This is a genomic window from Serratia sp. OLAL2 (genome assembly GCF_002752475.1).
Taxonomy (GTDB): Bacteria; Pseudomonadota; Gammaproteobacteria; order Enterobacterales; family Enterobacteriaceae; genus Serratia; species Serratia bockelmannii.
On the sequence record NZ_MSTL01000019.1, the window covers coordinates 915779 to 939841 of the forward strand.

29 protein-coding genes and 1 riboswitch are annotated in these 24063 nt (G+C 62.5%); of the genes, 7 read left to right on the forward strand and 22 right to left on the reverse strand.

Features of this window, described 5'->3' with window-relative positions; translation table 11 throughout:
* Positions 1-9: 9 nt before the first annotated feature.
* Positions 10-1116, forward strand: coding sequence for an ABC transporter permease (locus tag BVU99_RS21765; protein ID WP_099816708.1), 1107 nt, complete (start codon positions 10-12; stop codon positions 1114-1116).
* Between the two features lie 70 nt (positions 1117-1186).
* Here BVU99_RS21765 and BVU99_RS21770 read toward each other — a convergent pair whose 3' ends face one another.
* The 6 genes from BVU99_RS21770 to moaA form a co-directional block, all read right to left on the reverse strand.
* The gene (locus BVU99_RS21770) at positions 1187-1897 is read right to left on the reverse strand and encodes a Bax inhibitor-1/YccA family protein (protein WP_033637508.1); all 711 of its coding nucleotides are present in this window, start codon (positions 1895-1897) and stop codon (positions 1187-1189) included.
* 130 nt (positions 1898-2027) lie between these two features.
* A complete protein-coding gene (gene moaE / locus BVU99_RS21775; protein WP_004939764.1) occupies positions 2028-2495 on the reverse strand; it encodes a molybdopterin synthase catalytic subunit MoaE in 468 nt (155 codons plus the stop codon).
* Between the two features lie 2 nt (positions 2496-2497).
* Positions 2498-2743 (reverse strand): molybdopterin synthase sulfur carrier subunit, encoded by a 246-nt coding sequence (gene moaD, locus BVU99_RS21780; RefSeq protein ID WP_004939768.1) that lies wholly within the window; start codon positions 2741-2743, stop codon positions 2498-2500.
* The gene (moaC, locus tag BVU99_RS21785; protein WP_025301929.1) at positions 2740-3219 is read right to left on the reverse strand and encodes a cyclic pyranopterin monophosphate synthase MoaC; all 480 of its coding nucleotides are present in this window, start codon (positions 3217-3219) and stop codon (positions 2740-2742) included. The genes moaD and moaC overlap by 4 nt, the downstream gene beginning before the upstream one ends.
* Positions 3220-3222: 3 nt before the next feature.
* On the reverse strand, positions 3223-3738 hold the full coding sequence (gene moaB / locus BVU99_RS21790; protein ID WP_025301928.1) for a molybdenum cofactor biosynthesis protein B: 516 nt from the start codon (positions 3736-3738) through the stop codon (positions 3223-3225).
* Between the two features lie 24 nt (positions 3739-3762).
* Positions 3763-4749, reverse strand: a complete 987-nt coding sequence (gene moaA, locus BVU99_RS21795; protein ID WP_004939778.1) for a GTP 3',8-cyclase MoaA — start codon at positions 4747-4749, stop codon at positions 3763-3765.
* Positions 4736-4880, reverse strand: a riboswitch (molybdenum cofactor riboswitch). Its footprint overlaps the gene before it by 14 nt.
* A gap of 260 nt (positions 4881-5140) precedes the next feature.
* On the opposite strand from moaA, the gene yvcK reads away from it, so the two are divergent.
* The gene (yvcK, locus tag BVU99_RS21800) at positions 5141-6058 is read left to right on the forward strand and encodes a uridine diphosphate-N-acetylglucosamine-binding protein YvcK (protein WP_049203797.1); all 918 of its coding nucleotides are present in this window, start codon (positions 5141-5143) and stop codon (positions 6056-6058) included.
* 6 nt (positions 6059-6064) lie between these two features.
* Here yvcK and BVU99_RS21805 read toward each other — a convergent pair whose 3' ends face one another.
* From BVU99_RS21805 to BVU99_RS25365, 3 genes are all read right to left on the reverse strand, one after another.
* A complete protein-coding gene (locus BVU99_RS21805) occupies positions 6065-6331 on the reverse strand; it encodes a VF530 family protein (protein ID WP_004939783.1) in 267 nt (88 codons plus the stop codon).
* A gap of 100 nt (positions 6332-6431) precedes the next feature.
* Positions 6432-8444 carry an excinuclease ABC subunit UvrB gene (uvrB, locus tag BVU99_RS21810; RefSeq protein ID WP_025301925.1) on the reverse strand — a complete coding sequence of 671 codons (2013 nt, stop codon included), beginning with the start codon at positions 8442-8444 and terminating at the stop codon, positions 6432-6434.
* A 531-nt stretch (positions 8445-8975) separates the two neighbouring features.
* Entirely contained in the window at positions 8976-9098 is a 123-nt protein-coding gene (locus BVU99_RS25365) for a hypothetical protein (RefSeq protein WP_256376328.1), read from the reverse strand.
* Positions 9099-9556: 458 nt separating this feature from the next.
* Here BVU99_RS25365 and BVU99_RS21820 point away from each other — a divergent pair, with 458 nt between their 5' ends.
* A complete protein-coding gene (locus BVU99_RS21820; protein WP_049295191.1) occupies positions 9557-10279 on the forward strand; it encodes an ATP-binding cassette domain-containing protein in 723 nt (240 codons plus the stop codon).
* A gap of 26 nt (positions 10280-10305) precedes the next feature.
* Here the strand turns inward: BVU99_RS21820 and bioD are convergent, their stop codons facing one another.
* The 4 genes from bioD to bioB are packed head-to-tail and all read right to left on the reverse strand — an operon-like array spanning position 10306 to position 13912.
* Entirely contained in the window at positions 10306-10980 is a 675-nt protein-coding gene (gene bioD, locus BVU99_RS21825; RefSeq protein WP_049208969.1) for a dethiobiotin synthase, read from the reverse strand.
* A complete protein-coding gene (gene bioC / locus BVU99_RS21830; protein WP_099816707.1) occupies positions 10973-11740 on the reverse strand; it encodes a malonyl-ACP O-methyltransferase BioC in 768 nt (255 codons plus the stop codon). Before bioC ends, bioD begins: the two co-directional genes overlap by 8 nt.
* Positions 11724-12875, reverse strand: a complete 1152-nt coding sequence (gene bioF / locus BVU99_RS21835; protein WP_025301919.1) for an 8-amino-7-oxononanoate synthase — start codon at positions 12873-12875, stop codon at positions 11724-11726. The genes bioC and bioF overlap by 17 nt, the downstream gene beginning before the upstream one ends.
* Entirely contained in the window at positions 12875-13912 is a 1038-nt protein-coding gene (gene bioB, locus BVU99_RS21840; RefSeq protein WP_025301918.1) for a biotin synthase BioB, read from the reverse strand. The genes bioF and bioB overlap by 1 nt, the downstream gene beginning before the upstream one ends.
* Before the next feature lie 88 nt (positions 13913-14000).
* On the opposite strand from bioB, the gene bioA reads away from it, so the two are divergent.
* Positions 14001-15275 (forward strand): adenosylmethionine--8-amino-7-oxononanoate transaminase, encoded by a 1275-nt coding sequence (bioA, locus tag BVU99_RS21845; RefSeq protein WP_049208971.1) that lies wholly within the window; start codon positions 14001-14003, stop codon positions 15273-15275.
* Positions 15276-15279: 4 nt separating this feature from the next.
* Here the strand turns inward: bioA and BVU99_RS21850 are convergent, their stop codons facing one another.
* Together BVU99_RS21850 and BVU99_RS21855 are read right to left on the reverse strand one after the other, a co-directional pair.
* On the reverse strand, positions 15280-15681 hold the full coding sequence (locus BVU99_RS21850) for a YkvA family protein (RefSeq protein WP_025301916.1): 402 nt from the start codon (positions 15679-15681) through the stop codon (positions 15280-15282).
* Between the two features lie 2 nt (positions 15682-15683).
* Positions 15684-15959, reverse strand: coding sequence for a metal/formaldehyde-sensitive transcriptional repressor (locus tag BVU99_RS21855; protein WP_025301915.1), 276 nt, complete (start codon positions 15957-15959; stop codon positions 15684-15686).
* A gap of 78 nt (positions 15960-16037) precedes the next feature.
* On the opposite strand from BVU99_RS21855, the gene dmeF reads away from it, so the two are divergent.
* Both dmeF and BVU99_RS21865 read left to right on the forward strand, forming a co-directional pair.
* Positions 16038-17006 carry a CDF family Co(II)/Ni(II) efflux transporter DmeF gene (gene dmeF / locus BVU99_RS21860; protein ID WP_099816706.1) on the forward strand — a complete coding sequence of 323 codons (969 nt, stop codon included), beginning with the start codon at positions 16038-16040 and terminating at the stop codon, positions 17004-17006.
* Positions 17007-17038: 32 nt separating this feature from the next.
* Entirely contained in the window at positions 17039-17521 is a 483-nt protein-coding gene (locus BVU99_RS21865) for a kinase inhibitor (protein ID WP_099816705.1), read from the forward strand.
* Between the two features lie 67 nt (positions 17522-17588).
* Here BVU99_RS21865 and pgl read toward each other — a convergent pair whose 3' ends face one another.
* Positions 17589-18584: a 6-phosphogluconolactonase gene (pgl, locus tag BVU99_RS21870; RefSeq protein WP_025301912.1), complete on the reverse strand. Its 996-nt coding sequence runs from the start codon at positions 18582-18584 to the stop codon at positions 17589-17591.
* A gap of 178 nt (positions 18585-18762) precedes the next feature.
* On the opposite strand from pgl, the gene BVU99_RS21875 reads away from it, so the two are divergent.
* On the forward strand, positions 18763-19581 hold the full coding sequence (locus tag BVU99_RS21875) for a pyridoxal phosphatase (protein WP_025160025.1): 819 nt from the start codon (positions 18763-18765) through the stop codon (positions 19579-19581).
* A gap of 31 nt (positions 19582-19612) precedes the next feature.
* Here the strand turns inward: BVU99_RS21875 and modC are convergent, their stop codons facing one another.
* The 6 genes from modC to BVU99_RS21905 form a co-directional block, all read right to left on the reverse strand.
* Positions 19613-20680, reverse strand: a complete 1068-nt coding sequence (gene modC / locus BVU99_RS21880; protein WP_049203786.1) for a molybdenum ABC transporter ATP-binding protein ModC — start codon at positions 20678-20680, stop codon at positions 19613-19615.
* Complete coding sequence (modB, locus tag BVU99_RS21885; RefSeq protein WP_015377003.1) at positions 20681-21370, reverse strand: molybdate ABC transporter permease subunit; 690 nt, start codon at positions 21368-21370, stop codon at positions 20681-20683.
* Positions 21367-22140, reverse strand: coding sequence for a molybdate ABC transporter substrate-binding protein (gene modA / locus BVU99_RS21890; RefSeq protein WP_043136653.1), 774 nt, complete (start codon positions 22138-22140; stop codon positions 21367-21369). Before modA ends, modB begins: the two co-directional genes overlap by 4 nt.
* Before the next feature lie 158 nt (positions 22141-22298).
* On the reverse strand, positions 22299-22448 hold the full coding sequence (locus BVU99_RS21895) for an AcrZ family multidrug efflux pump-associated protein (RefSeq protein WP_004939813.1): 150 nt from the start codon (positions 22446-22448) through the stop codon (positions 22299-22301).
* Positions 22449-22594: 146 nt separating this feature from the next.
* The gene (locus BVU99_RS21900; RefSeq protein ID WP_025301908.1) at positions 22595-23383 is read right to left on the reverse strand and encodes an ABC transporter ATP-binding protein; all 789 of its coding nucleotides are present in this window, start codon (positions 23381-23383) and stop codon (positions 22595-22597) included.
* Positions 23380-24063: iron ABC transporter permease (locus BVU99_RS21905; RefSeq protein WP_099817763.1), on the reverse strand; the 684-nt coding region annotated here is incomplete at its 5' end. The genes BVU99_RS21900 and BVU99_RS21905, both read right to left, overlap by 4 nt.

The following is a 24063-nucleotide window of genomic DNA, read 5'->3' on the forward strand; positions in this document are numbered from 1 at the left end:
GAAAGAGCGATGTTTCATCGTCTGTTGACGCTCATCATCAAGGAAATGCAGGCGCTGCTGCGCGATCCGCAAACCCGTGCCATTTTAATCATGCCGGTGATCCTGCAGGTGCTGCTGTTCCCGTTCGCCGCGACGCTGGAAGTCACCAACGCCACCATCGCGGTCTACAGCGAAGACAGCGGCCAGGCCTCGGTGGAGTTGACCCAGCGCTTCGCCAAGGCCAAGGCCTTTCAACACGTGCTGCTGCTGCGCAGCCCGCAGGAGATAAAGACCACCATCGATAACCAAAGGGCGCTGCTGCTGATCCGCTTCCCGGCGCAGTTCTCGCGCGATATCGCCACCGGCAACATCGCGCCGCTGCAGCTGCTGCTCGACGGGCGCAACTCCAACAGCGCGCAGATCGCCGCTAACTACGTACAGCAGATCGTGCAGGAATATCAGAAGGAGCTGCTCGGCAACCGCGCCAAACCCAACAACAGCGAACTGGTGGTGCGCAACTGGTATAACCCGAATCTGGACTACAAATGGTTCGTGGTGCCGTCGCTGATCGCCATGATCACCACCATCGGCGTGCTGATCGTCACCTCGCTGTCGGTGGCGCGCGAACGCGAACAAGGCACGCTGGAACAGCTGCTGGTCTCGCCGCTCACCACCTGGCAGATCTTTATCGGCAAGGCGGTGCCGGCGCTGATCGTCGCCAGCTTCCAGGCCAGCATCGTGCTGTTGATCGGCATCTTCCTGTATCAGATCCCGTTCGCTGGATCGCTGCTGCTGTTCTACGCCACCATGTTGATCTACGGGCTGTCGCTGGTCGGTTTCGGCCTGCTGATCTCGTCGCTGTGCGCCACTCAGCAGCAGGCGTTTATCGGCGTGTTCGTGTTCATGATGCCGGCGATCCTGCTCTCGGGGTATGTCTCGCCGGTGGAGAATATGCCGGTGTGGCTGCAGGATCTGACCTGGGTGAACCCGATACGCCACTTCACCGACATCACCAAGCAGATCTACCTGAAGGACGCCAGCTTCAGCATTATCTGGCGCAGCCTGTGGCCACTGCTGGTGATCACCGCCACCACCGGCAGCGCCGCCTACGCGCTGTTCCGCCGCAAGATCGCATAAAAAAAGCTCTGCATGTCACATGCAGAGCTTTTTGATCGCCAGATACCCTAAGGCTTGAAAGACAAGGGATTTAGCGGCGGTTGCCGAAAATGCGCAGCAACATCAGGAACAGGTTGATGAAGTCGAGATACAGCGTCAGCGCGCCGACGATGGCGTACTTGCGGAAGCTGTCTTTATCATCGGCGTTCAGCTGCTCACCCATCGCCTTGAGTTTTTGCGTGTCGTAGGCGGTCAGACCGACGAACACCACCACCCCGATGTAGGTAATCGCCCACATCAGCGCGGTGCTTTTCAGCCAGATGTTCACCAGCGAGGCCAGCACGATGCCGATCAGCGCCATGAAAAGCATGCTGCCGAAGCCGCTCAGATCGCGCTTGGTGGTGTAGCCGTACAGGCTCATGGCACCGAACATGCCGGCGGTGACCACAAAGGTGCTGGCGATCGAGCTGTAGGTGTAGGCGATGAAAATGCTCGACAGCGTCAGCCCGGTCAGCGCCGAGTACAGCATGAACAGCGAGGTGGCCACCGCGCCGCTCAGGCGGTTGACCATGCCGGAAATCACGAACACCAGCGCCAATTGGGCGATGATCAGACCGAAGAAGGTGATCTGGCTGGAGAAGATGAAGTTGAGGATCGCGGGCGTGTTGGCCGCATACCAGGAAACGAACGCCGTCAGCAGCAGACCGCAGGTCATCCAGCCGTAAACCTGCGCCATGTAGGCCTGAATGCCGCTGTTGGCACGTTCGACGATTGAACCATTAGAGCGTGGATATCGGTCCATGACGGTTACCTTTTGCGTTATAAACAAGATTCCGAAGCCCCGCGAACGGGGCTTCGCCTGCTATAAGCGTACCACAGAATAGGCCGCGCGAAAGCGGCAAAGGTCTTGATTTGTTTCCGCTGTTGACGCGTTATTTAGCCGCGTCGTGCCAGCGTTGCGCGGCCTCGCGATCGCTGTCGCGAGCGTCCACCCAACGATCACCCTGGCCCGTGGCTTCGCGCTTCCAGAACGGGGCGCGGGTCTTCAGATAGTCCATGATGAATTCGCTAGCGGCGAACGCCATGCTGCGGTGTGCGCCGGTCACGCCGACGAACACGATCTCGTCGCCGGGATACAGCGCACCGACGCGGTGGATCACCGTCACGCGCTGCAGCGGCCAACGGCTGCGCGCCTCGGCCACGATCTCCGCCAGCGCCTTCTCGGTCATGCCGGGGTAGTGTTCCAGCGTCAGCGCGCTGACGTCGTCCCCAAGGTTATGGTTGCGCACCTTGCCGGTGAAGGTCACCACCGCGCCATCGGCGTCGCACTGCGCCAGCCACTGGTACTCATCGCCGACGTTGAACGGCGCTTCGCCCACGCGAATGCGGGTATTTTCCATGCTTACCCCCCGGTAACCGGCGGGAAGAAGGCCACTTCATCGCCGGCACGCAGCGGGTGATCCGCCGCCACCAGCGACTGATTGACCGCCGCCAACAGCTTGCCGGATTCCAGCGCCAGCGCCCAGCGATCGCCGCGCGCACACAGCGCCTGGCGCAGCGCCTCGACGGTCGGGTAATCCGCCGGCATCGACAGCGCGCCGGTGCCCACCAGTTCGCGCACCTGCGCGAAGAAAAGAATATCGATCATGCGTTCACCTTAAAATCACCGGATTTGCCGCCGCTTTTCGCCAGCAGGCGCACCGGGCCGATCACCATGTCTTTCTGTACCGCTTTGCACATGTCATAGATGGTCAATGCCGCCACCGAGGCGGCGGTCAGCGCTTCCATCTCGACGCCGGTTTTGCCGGTCAGCCGGCAGCAGGTTTCGATGCGTACCCGGCTGTGCTCCGTTTGCGCCTCTAGCTGCACTTCGACTTTGCTCAACATCAGCGGGTGGCACAGCGGGATCAGTTCCCAGGTGCGTTTGGCCGCCTGAATGCCGGCGATGCGCGCCGTGGCGAACACGTCGCCCTTGTGATGGCTGCCGTCGACGATCATCGCCAGCGTGGCGGGCAGCATGTCGACGAAGGCTTCGGCGCGCGCCTCGCGCACCGTTTCGGCCTTGGCGGATACGTCGACCATATGGGCTTCGCCGGCGGCGTTAATGTGGGTTAGCTGTGTCATGACTCAGGGCTTCTTCAAATGGGGTTGGAAGTTGCACGGGCGATGGCGCGCGTCCAACTGCTCTTCGATAATCCGCTCCCAGGCGGTGCGGCAGGCGCGGGTGGAGCCCGGCATGGCGAAAATCACCGTGCGGTTCGCCAGGCCGGCCAGCGCGCGCGACTGGATCGTCGCGGTGCCGATCTCTTCGTACGACACCATGCGGAACAGTTCGCCGAACCCTTCCACCTCTCTGTCGAACAGCGGCAACAGCGCTTCCGGCGTGTTGTCGCGCGCGGTAAAACCAGTGCCGCCGGTGATCAGCACCGCCTGCACGTTGTCATCGGCGATCCACGCGGAAACCCGTGCGCGGATCTGGTAAATGTCATCTTTGACGATGGCGCGATCCACCACCTGATGGCCGGCTTCCTGCGCCGCGTCCTGCAGATATTGGCCGGAGGTGTCTTCCGCCGCGCCGCGGCTGTCGGACACGGTCAGGATGGCGATATGCGCCGGAATAAACTCGCTGCTCGCATGGCTCATGGTTCAATAAGCTCCTATTGGCTGTCAGCCGCCGATAAACGACAGGTTCTGGGTGATCCCGCTGTTGCCCTGATGCAGGAAATGGGTCTGCTTCTTGCTCAGCAGCCCACTCTGGATGCGCGCCTTCAGCGCGTCGAGCTGGCCGTCATCCGCCAGCAGATCGCGCAGAGGCACCCCCTGCTCGCCGAACAGACACAGGTGCAGATTGCCGATGGAAGAAACGCGCAGCCGGTTGCAGCTGGCGCAGAAATCTTTTTCATACGGCATGATAAGACCCACCTCACCCTGGTAGTCCGGGTGGCTGAACACCTGCGCCGGGCCGTCGCTGCGGCCGCGCGCCTGGCGCTGCCAGCCCTGCTGCTCCAACTGCCGGCGAATCACTTCGCCGGAAACGTGGTGTTTGCGAAACAGCTCGCCGCCCTCGCCGGTTTCCATCAGTTCGATAAAGCGCAGCTGGATCGGCCGATCCTTGATCCAGGCGAGAAAGGCGCCAAGTTGCTGGTGGTTGACGTCGCGCATCAGCACCGCGTTGACCTTGACCTTGCTGAAACCGGCGCTGAAGGCGGCGTCGATGCCGTCCATCACCTGGCGGAACTTGTCCTGGCCGGTGATGGCGTGAAACTGGCGGGGATCCAGGCTGTCGACGCTGACGTTGATCGCCGTCAGACCGGCGTCACGCCAGGCGGCGACGTCGCGCGCCAGACGGTAGCCGTTAGTGGTGACCGCCAGGGTACGGATGGCCGGGTTTTCCCGCACGGCGGCGATGATCTCGGTAAAATCGCGGCGCAGCGAAGGCTCGCCGCCGGTCAGGCGCACCTTTTCGGTGCCCAGTTCGGCAAACGCGCGGCTGACGCGGCGGATTTCATCCAGCGACAGGAAGCTTTTCGGGCTGCCGCTCGGCTTGTAGCCGTCGGGCAGACAATAGGTGCAACGAAAGTTGCACACGTCGGTGATCGACAAACGCAGGTAATAGAACTTGCGCTCATAAGCATCAATGAGTTGCGGTACCATAACACCTTTCCAAAGTCGGGAGATGCGAGCGTTTCCCCTCTGCACCTTGGTGGCTAACTTCGCCACGGCCCAGGCGCCATATCGTTCCGGATGAACAACGTAGGCGCAGGGGCTAGGAGTTTGATTTCTCTTCCTGCTACCTTGAGTAGCCGGAATGAAACCGTGGTTTTCAGCAGAATTCTAGCGCTAATCGGCAACGATAGCCAACGCGTTAATTCGCTATATAATTGTCTATACAGCGTTTTTAGACGCCGCCTATTCGGGTAAACCATGATAAACATCGCTTGCGTGGACGAATTGACCAGAATCACGCAAATGACACTCTTTATCGCGTTTTTATGCCGGATCCGCTACCTTATGCGGGCAGTTCAGACCCTTTGTAAGGAAATTTATGCGTAATCGTACCCTGGCCGATCTCGACCGCGTGGTGGCGTTGGGCGGCGGACACGGCCTGGGCCGTGTGATGTCGGCCCTGTCGTCCTTAGGCTCCCGCCTGACCGGCATCGTCACCACCACCGACAACGGCGGTTCCACCGGCCGCATCCGCCGTTCGGAAGGCGGCATTGCCTGGGGCGATACCCGCAACTGTCTCAACCAGCTGATCACCGAACCGAGCGTCGCCTCGGCGATGTTCGAATACCGTTTCAGCGGCAACGGCGAACTGGCCGGCCATAACCTGGGCAACCTGATGCTGAAAGCGCTGGATCACCTGAGCGTGCGCCCGCTGGAAGCGATCAATCTGGTGCGCAGCTTGCTGAAGGTGGACGCGGCGCTGATCCCGATGTCGGAGCAGCCGGTGGATTTGATGGCGCACGATCACGAAGGCAATCACGTTTACGGTGAAGTGAATGTCGATCAACTGGCCCACATGCCGCAGGAGCTGATGCTGTCGCCCCCGGTCAACGCCACGCGCGAAGCGCTGGACGCCATCGCACAGGCCGACGTGATCCTGATCGGGCCGGGCAGCTTCCTCACCAGCCTGATGCCGCTGCTGCTGCTGGACGATCTCACCCAGGCGCTGCGCCGCAGCAGCGCCAGCATGATCTATATCGGCAACCTCGGCCGCGAGCTGAGCGTGGCCGCCGCGGCGCTGTCGTTAAAGGATAAGCTGACGCTGATGGAAGAGAAGATCGGCCGCCGGATGATCGATGCGCTGATCGTCGGCCCGGCGGTGGATGCCAGTGAAGTGCAGGATCGGGTGGTGATTCAGCAACCGCTGGAAGCGAGCGACATCCCCTACCGCCACGATCGCCAGCTGCTGCGCCAGGCGCTGGATCACGCGCTGGTGGGGCTGGCCGCGCGCCGCTGACCGAATTTAACCGTCTCGCCCGCGCAGCCAGGGATTATCGCTGGCTGGGGCGGGATGGCTGACCATATCGATATACAGATCTTCCACCTCTTTGCGCGCCCAGGGCGTGCGACGCAAAAACTTCAGGCTGGACTTGATGCTCGGATCGCTACGGAAGCAGTTGATGCGAATGCGCGCGCCCAGTTCGGACCAACCGTAGTGATCCACCAGTTTATTCAGCAGTTGCTCCAGCGTTACGCCGTGCAGCGGGTCTTTAGACTGGTGTTGGCTCATGTTCGGTACTCTTCGTGGTCAAATCGGGCCGCACACCATAACAGCTTTGGCGCGGCCGACAAGGAATTTTGACGCCCATGGCGCGGGCGCCGTCCAACGGTCAGGAAATCGCGATGAACTGCTCGCGCAGCTGGTGGATTTCGTCGCGCAGCGCAGCCGCCTGCTCGAACTCCAGGTTTTGCGCGTGGGTGTACATCTGCGCTTCCAGATCGCGAATTTTCTGATCCAGCGCTTTCGGCGTGAGGTTCTGCAGCTGAGCGCCGCCCTCCACCGCCTTGCCCTTGCCTTTGCTCTTGGTGCGGTTGACCGGTTGGCCGATCTGCAGAATGTCGCCGATCTTCTTGTTCAGCCCCTGCGGCACGATGCCGTTGGCTTCGTTGTAGGCCTGCTGCTTGGCGCGGCGCCGCTCGGTTTCACCGATCGCCTTGGCCATCGAATCGGTGATGCGATCGCCATACAGGATCGCCTTGCCGTTCAGGTTACGTGCCGCGCGGCCGATGGTCTGGATCAGCGAACGCTCGGAACGCAGGAAGCCTTCCTTGTCGGCGTCCAGAATCGCCACCAGCGACACCTCAGGCATGTCGAGCCCCTCACGCAACAGGTTGATGCCCACCAGCACGTCGAACTCGCCCAGACGCAGGTCACGGATGATTTCGACCCGTTCCACGGTATCGATGTCCGAGTGCAGGTAGCGCACGCGCTCGCCATGCTCTTCCAGGTATTCGGTCAGGTCTTCCGCCATGCGTTTGGTCAGGGTGGTCACCAGCACGCGCTCGTTGATCGTCGCGCGCTTGCGGATCTCGGAGAGCAGATCGTCCACCTGGGTGGCGACCGGCCGCACTTCCACGATCGGATCCAGCAACCCGGTCGGCCGCACCACCTGATCGATCAGATCGCCGCCGGATTTCTCCAGCTCATATTTGCCCGGCGTCGCGGAAACATAGATGGTCTGCGGCGCCAGCGCCTCAAACTCCTCAAAGCGCAGCGGGCGGTTGTCCAGCGCCGACGGCAAACGGAAGCCGTACTCCACCAGCGTTTCCTTGCGCGCGCGGTCGCCCTTGAACATCGCGCCGATCTGCGGAATGGTGACGTGGGATTCGTCGACCACCAGCAGGCCGTCCGCCGGCAGGTAGTCGAACAGCGTCGGCGGCGGCTCGCCCTCGGCGCGCCCGGACAGATAGCGCGAGTAGTTTTCGATGCCCGAGCAGTAACCCAGCTCGTTCATCATCTCCAGATCGAACTGGGTGCGCTGCGTCAGGCGCTGCTCTTCCAGCAGCTTGCTGTTGGCCAGCAGCACCTTGCGGCGGTCCGCCAGATCAACCTTGATCTCTTCCATCGCCTGCATGATCCGCTCACGCGGCGTCACGTAGTGCGATTTCGGGTAGATGGTAAAACGCGGCACCACCTGCTCAATCTGCCCGGTCAGCGGATCGAACAGCGACAGCCGTTCCACTTCTTCATCGAACAGTTCGACGCGCAGCGCCAGCTCGTCTGATTCCGCCGGGAAGATATCGATCACCTCGCCGCGCACGCGGAAGGTGGCGCGCTGGAAAGCCTGATCGTTGCGGGAATACTGCAGCTCCGCCAGGCGGCGCAAAATGGATCGCTGATCGATGATCATGCCCTGAGTCAGGTGCAGCATCATCTTCAGGTAAAGATCCGGATCGCCCAGGCCGTAGATCGCCGACACCGACGCCACCACCACCACGTCGCGCCGCTCCAGCAGCGCCTTGGTGGCGGAAAGACGCATCTGCTCGATGTGCTCGTTCACCGAAGCATCTTTTTCAATGAAGGTGTCGGAGCTGGGCACGTAGGCTTCCGGCTGGTAGTAGTCGTAGTAGGAGACGAAGTACTCCACCGCATTCTCCGGGAAAAACGCTTTCATTTCACCGTACAGCTGCGCCGCCAGCGTCTTGTTCGGCGCCAGTACCATGGTCGGCCGATTCAGATCGGCTATCACGTTGGCGATAGTGAACGTCTTGCCCGAACCGGTAACCCCCAGCAGCGTCTGGTGCGCCAGGCCGTCTTCCAGCCCCTCTTCCAGCTTGCGGATGGCTTCCGGCTGATCGCCGGCCGGTTTGAACTCGGAATGCAGTTTGAAAAGTTTACTCATTGCTCGGCTACCCTGTGGAGATGCGCGCGCTCAGGCGGCCAGCCGGCTCTGCGCCGGATATGGCCCCTAATTATGGAAAGTGTCGGCGATTTGCGCCAGTGCCCATGATACTGGATATAAAACCAGCTTCAAGCGGATTCGTCGCTGCACCCGGCACTGCGGCAATGTCATTGCACCGTGACGTTACAGCCGGGTGACATTTTTATTGTCAATAACAGATTTATCCCCAGAACTTGCCGCGAATTAACTTATTGATAGCACCGCGTCGAAAAATCATACATAGAGACCTGATCAATACCCCTGCGTCTTGATTTTAGTTAATATATTGATATATAAAAGTTTTAATAAAAAGACGAGAATGCGGGCAAAGCGAACAGAACCCGCGTCCGCTCTCGCTTTACAGCGTTTTTCTAAATCTAATACACAAGGTTATCCACAGGAATAGTGGATAACTCTCACCGTCCCGCCCGGGGCGGGAGTTACGGAAAGAAAGCTTTTCGCCCTTTACACCCGCTAAAATGGCTTTTTTAGTTATTTTTTCATAAAAATATCGCTTTGTTTATGCCGATTAATACTAAAAATCCCCATTGCCAAAATCGCATCGGCCCCTTTCTCGCGGATCGCTCTTGACGGCGGCACAATGCCTTGCACCATGTCCTCACCAAAGGGCACCACAAGAGTGCAAAAAACGTCCGGGTTAACTTCTCGGCGTATTTTCAGGCCACCGCGGCAGAGCGCGTCAGGCCTGGCAGAGGGTTAACAAAGCGATAACATCCCCCCTTTTCGGCCAGTAGCAAAACTGGCCTGGGAGTTGCTTTATCTTTCAGCGTGCGAACGAGGCGCGACAGCATAATGCGCTGCCGAATGCGGCGTGCAACCGCCGCCTGGCTACCCCTCGTAAAAGCGCGAGAACGACACCAAGTCGTCATAAACGTCGTTTTTCACGACATACTGACTGTCTTTCCGTCCACCGCAGACATTGCTCAGGTGAATCGGATGGACGGCATTTTGTTCCAGACATTGCCACACTCGGGAAATCAACCGCCAATGCGGCCTTTGTTGCACCCCACCAACGAGTGGATGGGCGCCTGTGTCTATGAGGAGAATGCCAAATGCTGAGCCTGAGATCGGTCAATCAATTTTACGGGCAAAATCATACCCTGTGGGACATCAACCTGGAGCTGCCGCGCGGCCAGTGTACCGTGCTGCTTGGGCGCAACGGCGTGGGCAAGACCACGCTGGTCAATTGCATCATGGGGCATGTGCCGGTGGTGAGCGGCAGCATGACCTGGCAGCCCGCGGATCAGCCGCCGCAAAATCTGCTGCTGCAACCGATGGAGCGCCGCGCCGCACTCGGCATCAGCCTCGTCCCGCAAGGGCGGCAACTCTTCTCGCAGCTGAGCGTGGAGGAGAATCTGCAGGTGGCGCAGATGGCCGGGCGCGGTGCCCCTCGCCGCATTCCGCCGCTGATCTACAGCCTGTTTCCCAATTTGCGCCAGATGCGTACCCGCCGCGCCGGCGATCTGTGCGAAGGCGCTCAACGCCAGTTGGCGATCGGTCGTGCGCTGGCGCAGGAGCCGGCGCTGCTGATCCTCGACGAACCGACGACGGGCGTGCCCCCTTCAATCGCCGCCGACATCGGCAACGTGATCCGCAGGCTCAACTATGAGTTGGGCATGACCATTTTACTGGTAGAGCATCAGCTGCCGTTCGTGCGCCGGGTGGCGGATCGTTTTTGTCTGCTCGATAGCGGGCGCACCGTGGCGCACGGCGCGCTGGCGCAGCTGGATGAGGCGCTGATCGGCGCCGGGCTGGCAGGGCAAGAAGAAGGATGAGGGAGAGCCCCCCCCTCATTGAGCGTTTATAGCAGGCTGATATCCAGATACTCCCCCAGCGGCGCCCGTTCGGCCTGCGGCAGGTGTGGTATTTCACCCAGCAGCGGCGCGGGCAGCATGCGGCGCAGCGTGGCCAGGTATTCCTGATGCCGCCGCCCCGGGGGCGCCACGTCGTTGGCGATCCAACCGGCCAGCGTCAACCCCGCCTGTTGCACCGCCAGCGCCGTCAGCACTGCGTGGTTGATGCAGCCCAGTTTAATGCCCACCACCAGGATCACCGGCAATTGTTCCTGCTGCACCCAGTCGGCGAAGGTGTACTCCGCCGACAGCGGGGTAAACCACCCACCTGCGCCTTCGACCAGCACCCAGTCGGCGCGCTGCTCCAGCCGGCGCAGGCCGTCGGACAGCCGCGCCGCGTCGATCGGCCGACCTTCATCGGCGCTGACGATATGCGGCGAGGTCGGTTCGGCAAAAACGTAAGGGTTCACTTCGTCGTAACGGAGCGCCACGCCGCTGTTGGCCTGCAGCGCCAGCGCGTCGCCGTTGCGCAGCCCCTCGGCGGTCATCTCGCTGCCGGAGGCCACCGGCTTATAGCCGGCGCTGCGGTAGCCCGCCCGGTTGGCGGCCTGCAGCAAGGCGCTGCTGGCAACGGTCTTCCCCACTTCGGTGTCGGTGCCGGTCACGAACCAACGTTTAATCACGATAAATCACTCCATAAGCCAGATGATAGCTGAGGGGGAACTGCCCCTGCCGGCACGGGTAAGCCGCCTGCAACGCGGCGAGACGGCCTCGCGACATCAGGCCGCCCTCGCGCCCCTGATGCAGATGCGTCGCCCCGATGCCCTTGAGCGAACGCATCAGCGTCATCACGTCCGGGTAGTTCAGGGTGCGTAACTCCGTGACCAGCTCGTGCCGGTATTCAGCACAGGCGGCGTGGATCTGCGCCAGCGGCAGGAAGGCGTTCACGTGGCGCTCGCCGTCCACCTGTTGCCAGGCGTCCCCCAATTCCTGCAGCGATCCCGCCGCCAACGTGGAAAACAGGATCACGCCGCCGGGGCGGGTCACGCGATACAGCTCCGCCAGCGCGGCGGGCAGATCGCTGCACCACTGCACCACCAGGCTGCTGAAACAGATGTCCATCGCCGCATCGGGCAGCGGTACCTGTTCGATATCGCCCAGCAGATAATGGTGCGCCGCCTGCCGTTGGCGGGCGACCTCCAGCATGCCCGGCGCCAAATCGAGCGCGGTCACCTGCTTGCCGCGCTCGCGCCACAGGCGGCTGAAATAGCCGGTGCCGCAGCCGGCATCCAGCAGCTGCTCGCCCGGATGGGGACTCCCCATCCCCAGTAAGCGCTCGCCAACATCACGCTGCAGCGCGGCGGCGGCGTCGTAGCTGCCGGCCGCGCGGCTGAAGGCCGAGGCGACCGCCTGTTTGTTCACCGTGTCATTGGCTGACGTCATTCAGCACCTCCAGCAGGCGATCGATATCCTGCGGCTGATGCGCCGCCGTCAGGGTAATGCGTAGCCGCGCGCCGCCCGGCGGCACCGTCGGCGGGCGAATGGCGCTCACCCACAGTCCGCACTCGCGCAGGCGGGTCGCCAGATCGAGCGCGCGCTGATTATCCCCCACCAGCAGCGGCTGGATGGCGGTGTCGGAATCCGTCAGGGTCAGCGCCAGCGGCGCCGCGCCCTGACGGAAACGCCGAATGTTGTCCTGCAGCCGGGCACGCAGTTCATCGCCCTCGCGAATGCAGGCCAGCGCCGCCTGCAGCGCGCAGGCTTGCGCCGGCGGCATTGCGGTGCTGTAGATTAGATGGCGGGCGAACTGCAGCAGATACTCGGCGGTCGCCTCATCGCACAGCACCGCCGCGCCGCTGACGCCGAACGCCTTGCCGAAGGTCGCCACCAGCAGTTCAGGGCGCACGCCCTGCTGCCAGCAGCTGCCGCGGCCTTGCTCACCGCGCACGCCGACGCCGTGGGCATCGTCCACCATCAGCCAGGCGCCCGCCGCACGGGTTAAGCGATGCAGCTCCGCCAACGGTGCGCCGTCGCCGTCCATGCTGAACACCCCTTCGGTCACCGCCAGCCGCTGCCCGTCGCAGGGTTTGGCCAGCAGATCCGCCAAGGCCTGCGGCTGATTGTGCTGGAACCGGCGCAGCTCGGCCGGCGACTGCGCCGCCGCCTCCAGCAGCGAGGCGTGGCTGAGGCGATCGGCCAAAATGCGATCGCCCTTCTGCATCAACGCCGCCAGCACCGCCTGATTGGCGGCATAGCCGGAGATGAACAGCAGCGCGCGCGGATAGCCGAGCCACGCCGCCAGTTGCTCTTCCAGCGCCTGATGCGCCACGCTAAAGCCGGTGACGTGGCCCGACCCGCCGCTGCCGACGCCGTAACGCTGCGCGCCCTGCTGCCAGGCGGCGATCACCCGCGCATCCTGGCTCAGCCCCAGGTAGTCGTTGCCCGAGAAGTTCAGATAGAGACGATCGCCGAGCCGGATCTGGCGGCCGTTGCCGCCCTCGGTGGTCTGTCGCCGACGGTAGGCGGCGTTGAGACGCCGTTCTGCCAGCGCCTGTTCGATACGTTGTTGCCAGCTCATCACAGCGCCGCGTTGTAAAACTCGGCGGTATCGGCGTTCAGCAGCTGCTTAGCCAGCACCTGCTGTTGCTGGTTGTCGCCATGTTCGGTGGCGGTCTGCTGCGGGTTCAGCCCCAGCTTGCGGAACAGCTGCAGATCCTTGTCTTCTTCCGGGTTCGGCGTGGTCAGCAGCTTGCAACCGTAGAAGATCGAGTTGGCGCCGGCCATAAAGCACATCGCCTGCGTCTGTTCGTTCATCTGTTCACGGCCGGCGGAAAGGCGGACATAAGAGGACGGCATCATGATGCGCGCTACCGCGATGGTGCGGATGAAATCGAACGGATCGACGTCGTCGTTATCCGCCAGCGGCGTGCCTTTTACCTTCACCAACATGTTGATCGGCACGCTCTCCGGCGGTTTCGGCAGGTTAGCCAGCTGCACCAGCAGCCCGGCGCGATCGCGCACCGTTTCCCCCAGCCCGACGATGCCGCCGGAGCACACTTTGATGCCGGCGTCGCGCACCTTGTCGAGCGTATCCAGGCGTTCCTGGTAGCTGCGGGTAGTGATGATGCTGCCGTAGAACTCCGGCGAGGTGTCGAGGTTATGGTTGTAATAATCCAGCCCGGCTTCCGCCAGCCGTTCGGCCTGAGTGCCGTCCAGCGTGCCCAGCGTCATGCAGGTTTCCATGCCCATCGCTTTCACGCCCTGCACCATCTGCTGCAGATAAGGCATATCGCGCTCGTGCGGGTTCTTCCACGCCGCGCCCATGCAAAAACGGGTCGAGCCGTTCGCTTTGGCCTTGCGTGCCGATTCCAGCACCTGCTCGACCTGCATCAACCGCTCCGACTCCAGGCCGGTCTTGTAGCGTGAGCTCTGCGGGCAGTATTTACAGTCTTCCGGGCAAGCGCCGGTCTTGATCGACAGCAGCGTGCTGACCTGCACCTGACGCGGGTCGAAGTGCTGGCGGTGTACGGTTTGCGCTTCGAACAGCAGTTCCAGCAGCGGTTTATCAAACAGGGCCTGGGCTTGCCCTACTGTCCAGTGAATGCGGTCAGCCATCATGGCGTCTCCAAAACGAAAAAGTGTCGCCAGTTTAAATATTGTGGATATACTGTCAACCAATCTTAATTCAATTTGGTTTACAAGTATGTCTGTGACCGCTTCCGACCTGGCGTTTGACCAACGCCATATCTGGCACCCCTACACCTCCATGAGCCGCCCGTTACCCTGTTACCCGATCGAATCGGCCAGCGGCGTCGAACTGCAGCTGGCGGACGGCCGGCGTCTGGTGGACGGCATGTCCTCCTGGTGGGCGGCGATCCACGGTTACAACCATCCGCACCTGAATCAGGCCGCCAGCCAGCAGTTGGAGAAGATGTCACACGTGATGTTCGGCGGTATTACCCATCCGTCCGCCATCTCGTTGTGCCGTCGGCTGGTGGAAATGACGCCAGAGGCGCTGCAGTGCGTGTTCCTGGCGGACTCCGGTTCGGTGGCGGTGGAAGTGTCGTTGAAGATGGCGCTGCAGTACTGGCAGGCGCGCGGCGAGCGCCGGCAGCGCATCCTGACGCTGCGCCACGGCTATCACGGCGATACCTTCGGCGCGATGTCGGTCTGCGATCCGGACAACTCGATGCACAGCCTCTATCAGGGCTATCTGGCGCCGCACCTGTTCGCGACCGCGCCGCAGTGCCGCTTCGACGAAGAATGGCGTGAAGAAGATATTGCACCGTTCGCCGCGCTGCTGGAGCAGCACGCCGGTGAAGTGGCGGCGGTGATCCTGGAACCGGTGGTGCAAGGCGCCGGCGGCATGCGCATCTACCACCCAACCTACCTCAAGCGGGTGCGCGAGCTGTGCGATCGCCATCGGGTGCTACTGATCGCCGACGAGATCGCCACCGGCTTCGGCCGCACCGGCAAGCTGTTCGCCTGCGAGCACGCGCAGGTGGTGCCGGACATTCTCTGCCTGGGCAAGGCGCTGACCGGCGGTTACATGACCCTGTCCGCCACCCTGACCACCCGCCATGTGGCGGAGACCATCAGCAACGGCGCGGCCGGCTGTTTTATGCACGGCCCGACCTTTATGGGCAATCCGTTGGCCTGCGCGGTGGCGGACGCCAGCATGGCGCTGCTGGCGGAAAATCGCTGGCAGGCGCAGGTGAGCGCCATCGAAGCCCAGCTGAAACAGGAACTGCTGCCGTTGGCGGCGCTGCCGAAGGTGGCGGACGTGCGGGTGCTGGGGGCGATTGGCGTGGTGGAGATGCGCGAACCGGTGAATGTCGCCGAGCTACAGCGCGGGTTCGTCGAGCGCGGGGTATGGATCCGGCCGTTCGGCAAGCTGATTTACCTGATGCCGCCTTACATCATCGAAGCGGAACAGCTCAGCCGCCTGACCGCCGCCGTGGCCGCCGCCGCGCGTTAATGCCTTACCAATGCTGGTCCAGATAGCGGGCCAGCAACCCCAGGCACAGCAGCCAGAGTAAAATGATCATCGCCGCCGCCATGCGGCCGGTGGGGTTGTCGACGCGTTTTTGCGCCTTCTCGCGCAGCTCGGCCATCAGCGGCTTGGGGATCAGGCGAACCGCCAGCATGATGCCCAACGGCACGATGATCACATCGTCCAGATAGCCCAACACCGGAATAAAATCCGGGATCAAATCGATCGGCGAGATCGCATAGCCGGCCACCAGCAGCGCGATCAGCTTGGCGTACCACGGGGTGCGCTTATCACGGGCGGCCAGCCACAGCGCGTAAATATCGCGCTTGATGCCTTTGGCCCAACGGCGCAGCCAGCCGAACCACGGCGTGCGTTTTTTCAGTGAAATCATGATTACTTCATATAAGAACGTAAAACGGTCATCAATTGCTCGATGTCCTGCTCGCGCTGCTGCGGCGTAGCGTCCGCGGCAGCCAGATGTTCGCGCACATGCCCTTCCAGCACCTGCGCCATCAAACCGTTGACCGCGCCGCGCACCGCCGCGATCTGCTGCAGAACAGCCGAACATTCGCCGCCGCTCTCCAGCGCGCGTTCCAGCGCTTCGGCCTGCCCTTTAATGCGGCGCACCCGCGCCAACAGCTTCTTTTGATCTCTGTGGGTATGGCTCATCATTTCCGCCTGATTGTTATTTACTATACTGGGGTATAGTATATTTCAGCACACTATCTTTTGCTGAGGAACTTCACCATGACGTCTCACGCGCCCGTTTTGCACCGCGAACACAGCCACGTTTTTGACGATGGTAACCCATTGGCCGAAAGAAACACCAGATGGGCGGTGATACTCACCGCCAGTATGATGGCTATCGAGATCGCCGGCGGCTGGCTGTTTAACTCGATGGCGCTGCTGGCCGACGGCTGGCACATGAGTTCGCACGCGCTGGCGCTGGGCCTGTCGGTGCTGGCTTACGGCGCCGCACGCCGGCTGGCCAAAGATCGCCGCTTTAGCCTCGGCACCTGGAAGATCGAAGTGCTGGCCGGTTACACCAGCGCGGTGTTGTTGGTGCTGGTGGCGGCGCTGATGCTGTTTCAGTCTGGGCAGCGGCTGCTGAATCCCAGCCCGATTCATTACAACGAAGCCATCGCCATCGGCGCGATCGGGCTGGCCGTCAACCTGCTCTGCGCCTGGCTGTTGCGCGGTGGCGGCCATCATCATCATCACGGGGATGACCACGACGACACTCATCATGACCTCAACCTGCGTTCCGCCTATGTTCACGTGCTCGCCGACGCCGCCACCTCGGTACTGGCGCTCATCGCGCTGTTCGGCGGTAAGCTTTGGGGCGCCGCCTGGCTCGATCCGCTGATGGGCATCGTCGGCGCGGTGATGGTGGCCGCCTGGGCCTATAGCCTGATGCGCGATAGCGGAAAGATTTTGCTGGATGCCGAAATGGACGCCCCCGTGGCGCAAGACATCCGCCAGGCCCTGGCCGCTTCCGGCCACGCGCTCACGCTGACCGATCTGCATGTAGGCCGCATCGGCAAAGGAAAATATCATTGCGTCCTCGCCCTGAGCAGCGCCGATCGCGCCCTCACCGCCGATCGGGTGCGCCAACTGTTGGCCACGCATCCCGAACTGGTGCATGTCACTGTCGAGATCAACCGTCCGCCGTTGGCGCAAGGGGTTGTATTGTTCCACCGAAAAGATCTAGCTTAAGGGTCCGCGTTTATCGACAACTGGGAGTCATTATGGCTTTTCGTTTGTACAGCAACGATCTGCAGGACGGCGGCACAATGCCGCAGACGCAGGTCTTCAACGGCATGGGCTACCACGGCGATAACCTGTCGCCGCACCTGGCCTGGGACGGCGTGCCCGCCGGCACCAAGAGCTTCGTCGTCACCCTGTACGATCCCGATGCCCCGACCGGCTCTGGCTGGTGGCACTGGGTGGTGGCCAATATTCCGGCCGACGTGCGTGAGCTGCCGCAGGGCGCAGGCTCCGGTAAAGCGCCGCTGCCGAGCGCCGCGCTGCAAACCCGTACCGACTTCGGCTCGACCGGTTACGGCGGCGCAGCGCCGCCGAATGGCGAAAGCCACCGCTATCAGTTCACCGTGCATGCGCTGGACGTAGAAAGCATTGAGGTGGATGAAGGTTCCAGCGGCGCGCTGGTGGGCTTTAACGTGCATTTCCACAGCCTCGGCAGCGCCACGCTGACAGTGATGTTCAACTGATCTCCCACCCATAAAAAAGCGCGGCTCAACCGAACCGCGCTTTTTCCATACTCGTCTGACCGCCGAATTACTTCGCCAGCACGCTGACCCACATCGGGCCTTTGCCCACCGGATAACGTGCCAGCGTGGTCAGCTCGCCGCTGGCCTGGTCAATTTCATGCACCGCGATGTGATCGGACTTCTGGCCGGACGAAATCACAAAGCGGCCGCTGTGATCGATATTGAAACCGCGCGGCTGCGTTTCGGTCGGATAATAGCCGACCACGCTCAGCGTGCCGCCGTCTTCGGAAACGCTGAAGAGGGTCAGAATGCTGGCGGTACGATCGCTGGTGTACAGGAAACGGCCGTTCGGCGTGATATGAATGTCCGCCGCCCAGCGGGTGCCGTCGAAGTCGGCCGGCATGATATCCAGCGTCTGCGTCACGGTGTATTTGCCGCCGTTTTCCGAAATGGCCAGCACGTCCACCGTGCCGTTCAGCTCATTGACACAGTAGGCGAACTTGTCGTTGTGGTGGAATGCCATATGGCGCGGACCGGCGCCGGCGGCGATATCCACCGCCTCCTGCACGTGCGGCGTCAGCTGGCCCGCCAGGCTCAGGTTGAACAGGCGGATGCGGTCCTCTTTCAGACACGGCACCAGCACCAGTTGGTTGGTCGGGTCGATGTTCGCCGAGTGCGGCGCGTTCAGGCCGTCAATCTGCTGAATAGGCGCCGTCACCACGCCGTCGTGGCCGATCGGGCTGATGCTGGCGCAGTTGCCGCTGTAGGAGGCGGAGAACAGGTAACGCCCCTGCAGATCGGTGGAGATATGGGTCGGGCTGCCCGGCAACGGCGCCATGCCCGCCTGCTGCAGCGTGCCGTCCGCCTCGATACGGTAGCTGACGATGCCGAACGCCGGACGCACGCCGACGTACAGGTGGGTCTTGTCCGGATGAAGGGTCATCGGCTGCACCTGGCCCGGCACGTCAACGGTTTGCAGCAGCGCCAGCGCGCCGGCGTCGTCCAACTGCCAGACGTGGATCTGCTGGCTCTCCGGGCTGGCGACATAAACGATTTGCTTCATGTGTTCTCCTTGCAAAGGGTAAAAGAGGAACCGGTTTCAGGCCGTTCGATTGCTCCTAGCTTACCGCACATCCGTCGCATGGCAACCCTGCTTAGCACCGGATGTTCACGCGGTTTTCTCCGTTGGCTATCCGGTGTACCATCGGATTAATTTTATGGCTAACGATAACGAGAACCCTATGAGCTACCGCGTCATCGCCCTCGATCTTGACGGCACCCTGCTGGACAATCAAAAACGCATCTTACCGCAGTCGCTGGAAGCGCTGGCGCAGGCGCGCGCCGCCGGCGTCCAGGTGGTGGTGGTCACCGGCCGCCATCACGTCGCCATCCATCCGTTCTACCAGGCGCTGCAGATAGACACGCCGGCCATCTGCTGCAACGGCACCTACCTGTATGATTTTCAGCAGAAAAAGGTGCTGGCCGCCGATCCGCTGGCGAAAGATCAGGCCAAACAGGTGCTGCAGATGCTCAAACAGACCGACATTCACGGGCTGATGTACGTTGACGACGCCATGCTGTATCAGGAACCGAGCGGCCACGTGACCCGCTCGCTGGCCTGGGCCGAAACCCTGCCGGCGGCACAGCGCCCAACGCTGCTGCAGGTCGGCAGCCTGGCGCAGGCGGCCGACGACGCGCAGGCGATCTGGAAATTCGCCACCTCGCACGCCGATATTCCGGCGCTGCGCGAGTTTGCCGACACGGTGGAGAAAGAGCTGGGGCTAGCGTGCGAATGGTCCTGGCACGATCAGGTGGATATCGCCAAAGGCGGCAACAGCAAAGGCAAGCGCCTGCGCCAATGGGTGGAATCGCAGGGACTGAGCATGGATCAGGTGGTGGCGTTCGGCGACAACTACAATGATATCAGCATGCTGGAAGCGGTCGGTTTGGGCGTGGCGATGGGCAACGCCGATGACGCGATCAAGGAACGCGCCGATCTGGTGATCGCCGATAACCTGCAGCCGGGCATCGCCGAGGTGATCCGCACCCGCGTACTCTAGTCTTTTCGCCCTCCCGCCGGGAGGGCCTGTCTTAGCGGCTCTCGCGGCTGATCGACACGCTCTTCACCTGCGCGTACAGCCACTGCCCGGGGCGGATCGCCAGTTCGTCTCGCGCCCACGGCGTGATGCGCGCCCACAGCACGTGTTCCCCGACCGCCAGCTTCACTTCCACCTGCCCGCCCACGTCCAGACACTCGCTGACCTTGGCCGGCAAAACGTTGCGAATGCTGCTGTTGACCGGCGGTTGCAGCACCAGCGAGACGTCGGCGGCGTTGATACGAATGCGCAGCTGAGTGCCCAGTTCGGCGTCGATGCCGCTGACCCACAGCCGCTGATCGCCGAGCGCCAGCGCGGTCATAGCATAGCGTTGATGATGCTCAATCACGCTGACGCGCAGCACGCTGCTCTGATCTTCACGCTGCAGCCACGGCCGCAGCGCGCTGCTGGCCCAGACGGCTTCCAGCCCGCCGAACGCGCGCACCTCGCCGCGATCCAGCACCATCACCTGCTCGGCCAGACGCAGGATCTCGTCCAGGCTGTGGCTGACGTAGAGGATAGGGATGTTGACGTCCTGCGCCAGCCGCTCCAGATACGGCAGCAGCTCGCGTTTGCGCGGCAGATCGAGCGAGGCCAGCGGTTCGTCCATCAGCAGCAGTTCCGGCGCGGTCAGCAGCGCGCGGCCGATCGCCACCCGCTGTTTTTCACCGCCGGAGAGCGTCAGCGGCAGCCGATTGAGCAGCGGCCCGATGCCCAACAGCTCGACAATGGTATTGAACTGCGCGCGCATGCCGGCCGCCATGCCGTACTGCAGGTTGCCGCGCACCCGATAATGCGGGAACAGGCGCGCATCCTGAAATACATAGCCGATACGGCGCTTTTCCGGCGGCAGGCAGAGACCGGTGGCGGTATCCACCAGCGTGCGGCCATTGAGCGCGATACGCCCCTGTTGCAAACGGGTCAGGCCGCCGATGGCGTTGATCAATGAAGTTTTACCCGCGCCGGACAGGCCGAAAATCGCGGTGATGCCCTGCGCCGGCAAATCGGCGCGGACGTTGAGATTAAGGTCGCCCAGCTGCTGCGAGAAATCCAGCTCCAGCATTTACACCCCCATCCGTTTGCGGCCCCAGCGGGCCAGCCATTCGGACACCATCAGGGAAGCCAGCGACAGCACGATGGCGATCACGCACAGACGCGCGGCGGCGGCTTCCGCCCCCGGCGTTTCGATCAGCGTATACATCGCCAGCGGAATGGTGCGGGTTTCACCGGGAATGTTGGAGACAAAGGTGATGGTGGCGCCGAACTCCCCCAGCGAACGGGCAAAGGCCAGCACCACGCCGACAATGACGCCGGGCAGCGACAGCGGCAGCGTGATGGTGAAAAACACCCGCCACGGGTTGGCGCCCAGCGTGCGCGCCGCCTGCTCCAGCCGGGTATCCACCGCCTCCAGCGCCAGCCGGATGGCACGCACCATCAGCGGAAACGCCACCACCGCCGATGCCAGCGCGGCGCCGCGCCAGCTAAAGCTGAAGCTGAAGCCGAACCAGTCGTACAGCCACTCGCCGATGACGCCGCGCCGCCCCATGGCGATCAGCAGCAAATAGCCGACCACCACCGGCGGCAGCACCAGGGGCAGGTGAATGACGCCGTCCAGCAGCGCCTTGCCGGGAAAGCGGCAACGCACCAGCACCCAGGCCATCAGAATGCCGAACGGCAGGCTGCAGACCACCGCCAAACCGGAGACTTTCAGGCTCAGCTCAACCGCCTGCCACTCGTACTCACTCAGGATCATTTACGCGGGGTGAATCCATAATGTTCAAAAATAGCGGCCGCTTCCGGGCCCTTCAGATAGGTATAGAAAGCGCTGACCGTCGGATTTTGACGATCTTTCACCATCGCCATCGGATATTCAACCGGTTTGTGGCTGTCTTCCGGGAACACGCCTACCACTTTCACCTTGTCGCTGGCGACCGCGTCGGAGCCGTAGACGATGCCGAGCGGCGCTTCACCGCGCTCCACCAGCGCCATCGCGCTGCGCACGTTGTTGGCGCGCGCCAGTTTCGGCTCCAGCGTGCGCCAGGCGCCCAGATGCTCCAGCGCCTCTTTGGCGTAGATGCCGGCCGGCACGTGATCCGGATCGCCCACCGCCAGGCGGCCGCCGCTGAGCAACTTGGCCCAGTCGGTCTGCTTGTCGATGGCGATCTTGTCTTGTTTATCGCTCTTGGCGGCGATCAGCACCAGCTCGTTGCCCAGCAGCGTGTAACGGGTGTCTTTCACCATCTGCTGCTTGTCGATGGCGTAATCCATCCACTGCTGATCGGCGGAGATGAACAGATCGGCCGGGGCGCCCTGCTCAATTTGGCGCGCCAGCGTAGAAGACGACGCGAAGGAGGAAACCACCTGCACGTCCTTGCCTTTTTGATATTGGGTGGCGATGTCCTGCAGCGCGTTGGTCAGCGACGCGGCGGCGAACACGGTGATCTTTTCCGCCGCCGAGGCCTGAGCCACCAGGCCCGATGCCAACACGATCCCGCCAACCCATTGGGTCCATTGCTGTTTCATTGTTTTTCTCCGCAAGTTAACGTGCATTATCACTCTTCGTTATATAAAAAATAATATAACGCGGCGCGAAAGCTTGTCATGCGGTTTATCGGCAAAGCGTGAGATAACTTGAGGAATGCCCGCCGGGCGATGCCGACGGGTATCGGGATAGGGAACGGTCAGTGCTGGGTGCGGTTTTCTTTCGAACGGCCCACTTTGGAGAAGACGTTGAACACTTCGCCAAAACCGTAGATCAGACCGAGAATGAGCGCCATGACCACCGGCACCATCACCACGGCGAATAACAGACTTTTCAATAATTCCAACATGATAGCCTCGCTTAACTGCCCATTGAGCGGCAAATGCCTTTCACCGCATATCGGGTTATTCTAACCCAAAAAAATCGCTAAAACCGGAGTTATTTTAGCCAGCGAGGCGAAATTGTGATCGGCCAAACGTGCCCTTTTGACCGATCTCATCCCGCCGCGGGGTAATAGATCAGCGGCGGCGCATAGCCGGCGGGCGCCGCCAGCCGGGCCTCCACCCCGTATACCGCGCGAATGTGCTCCGGCGTCAGCGCCTGCTGCGGCGTGCCCGCCGCACAGATCCCGCCCCGCTGCAGCAGCGCGACCCGATCGCAATAACAGGCCGCCAGATTCAGATCGTGCAGCGTCACCACCACGCTGAGCTTCAGCCGCCGCAGCAATGCCATAAACTGCTGCTGATGAGCGATATCCAGGTGGTTGGCGGGTTCGTCCAGCAGCAGCCACGGCGTTTGCTGCGCCAGCGCGCGCGCCAGGTGCACCCGCTGCTGTTCACCGCCGGACAGCCGCTGCCAATCGCGATCGGCCAGGTGGCTGATGCCCACCTGCTCCATCGCCTGCCCGGCGAGGCGGCGATCCTCGGTACCAAAACCGCGCCAGCGGCCGATATGGGCCAGACGCCCCAACAATACCGCCTCCTTCACCGGCAGCGCGAAGGTGCCGGGGGCGGATTGCTCGAGAAAAGCGATGCGCCTGGCGCGTTCCCGCCCGGTAAACGCGGCGATCTCGCGCCCTTCCAGCCAAACGCGGCCGCCGCCGGCGGGCTGCAGCCCGGCCAACAGCTTGAGCAGCGTGGATTTACCGCTGCCGTTGACGCCGAGCACGCCGGTGATCTCACCGGGCAAGGCGCAGAAACTGAGGTTTTCCAGCACCGTGCGCGCGCCCACTCGCCAACTTACCCCCTCGGCGCACAGACCGGATTGCGTTTTTTCAACCGTCATGCATTGACCTTCCGATACAGCAACAGCAGGAATACCGGCACTCCCAATAGCGCCGTCAACACGCCGACCGGCAGTTCGCGCGGGGCAAACAGCGTTCTGGCCAGCGTGTCCGCCGCCACGGCGAACAAAGCGCCGCACAGCGCGCTGGCCGGCAACAGCTGACGATGCCGCGAGCCGACCAGCCGCCGGGCGACGTGCGGCACCGTCAACCCGATAAACCCCACCGCGCCGCTGAACGCGACGATCGCCGCCGTTAGCGCGGTGGTCGCCACATACAGCAGCAGCTTCAGCGGGGCCACCGCCACCCCCAGCGAAGCGGCGGTCACGCCGCCGAACGCCAGCGCGTCCAGCTCACCCGCCCGCAGCCAGCAAAGCAGCAGCGTCGCCGCCAGCGCCAGCCCGCACAGCCCGACCTGCGGCCAGCGCGCGTCGCTGAACGATCCCAGCAGCCAGAACATCACGCCGCGCGTGGCGTTGGCGTCCGCCTGCCAGAGGGTGATCAGCGAAGTCAACGCAGAAAGCAGCTGCGTCACCGCCACCCCGGCCAGAATAAACAGCGTGGACTCCCCCTGCAGCGAACGCCCGGCCAGCAACATCACCAGCGCAAATGCACCCAGCGCGCCGATAAACGCCCCGCCGGACACCGACAGCAGGCCGCCCCCCAGCCCCAATACCAGCAC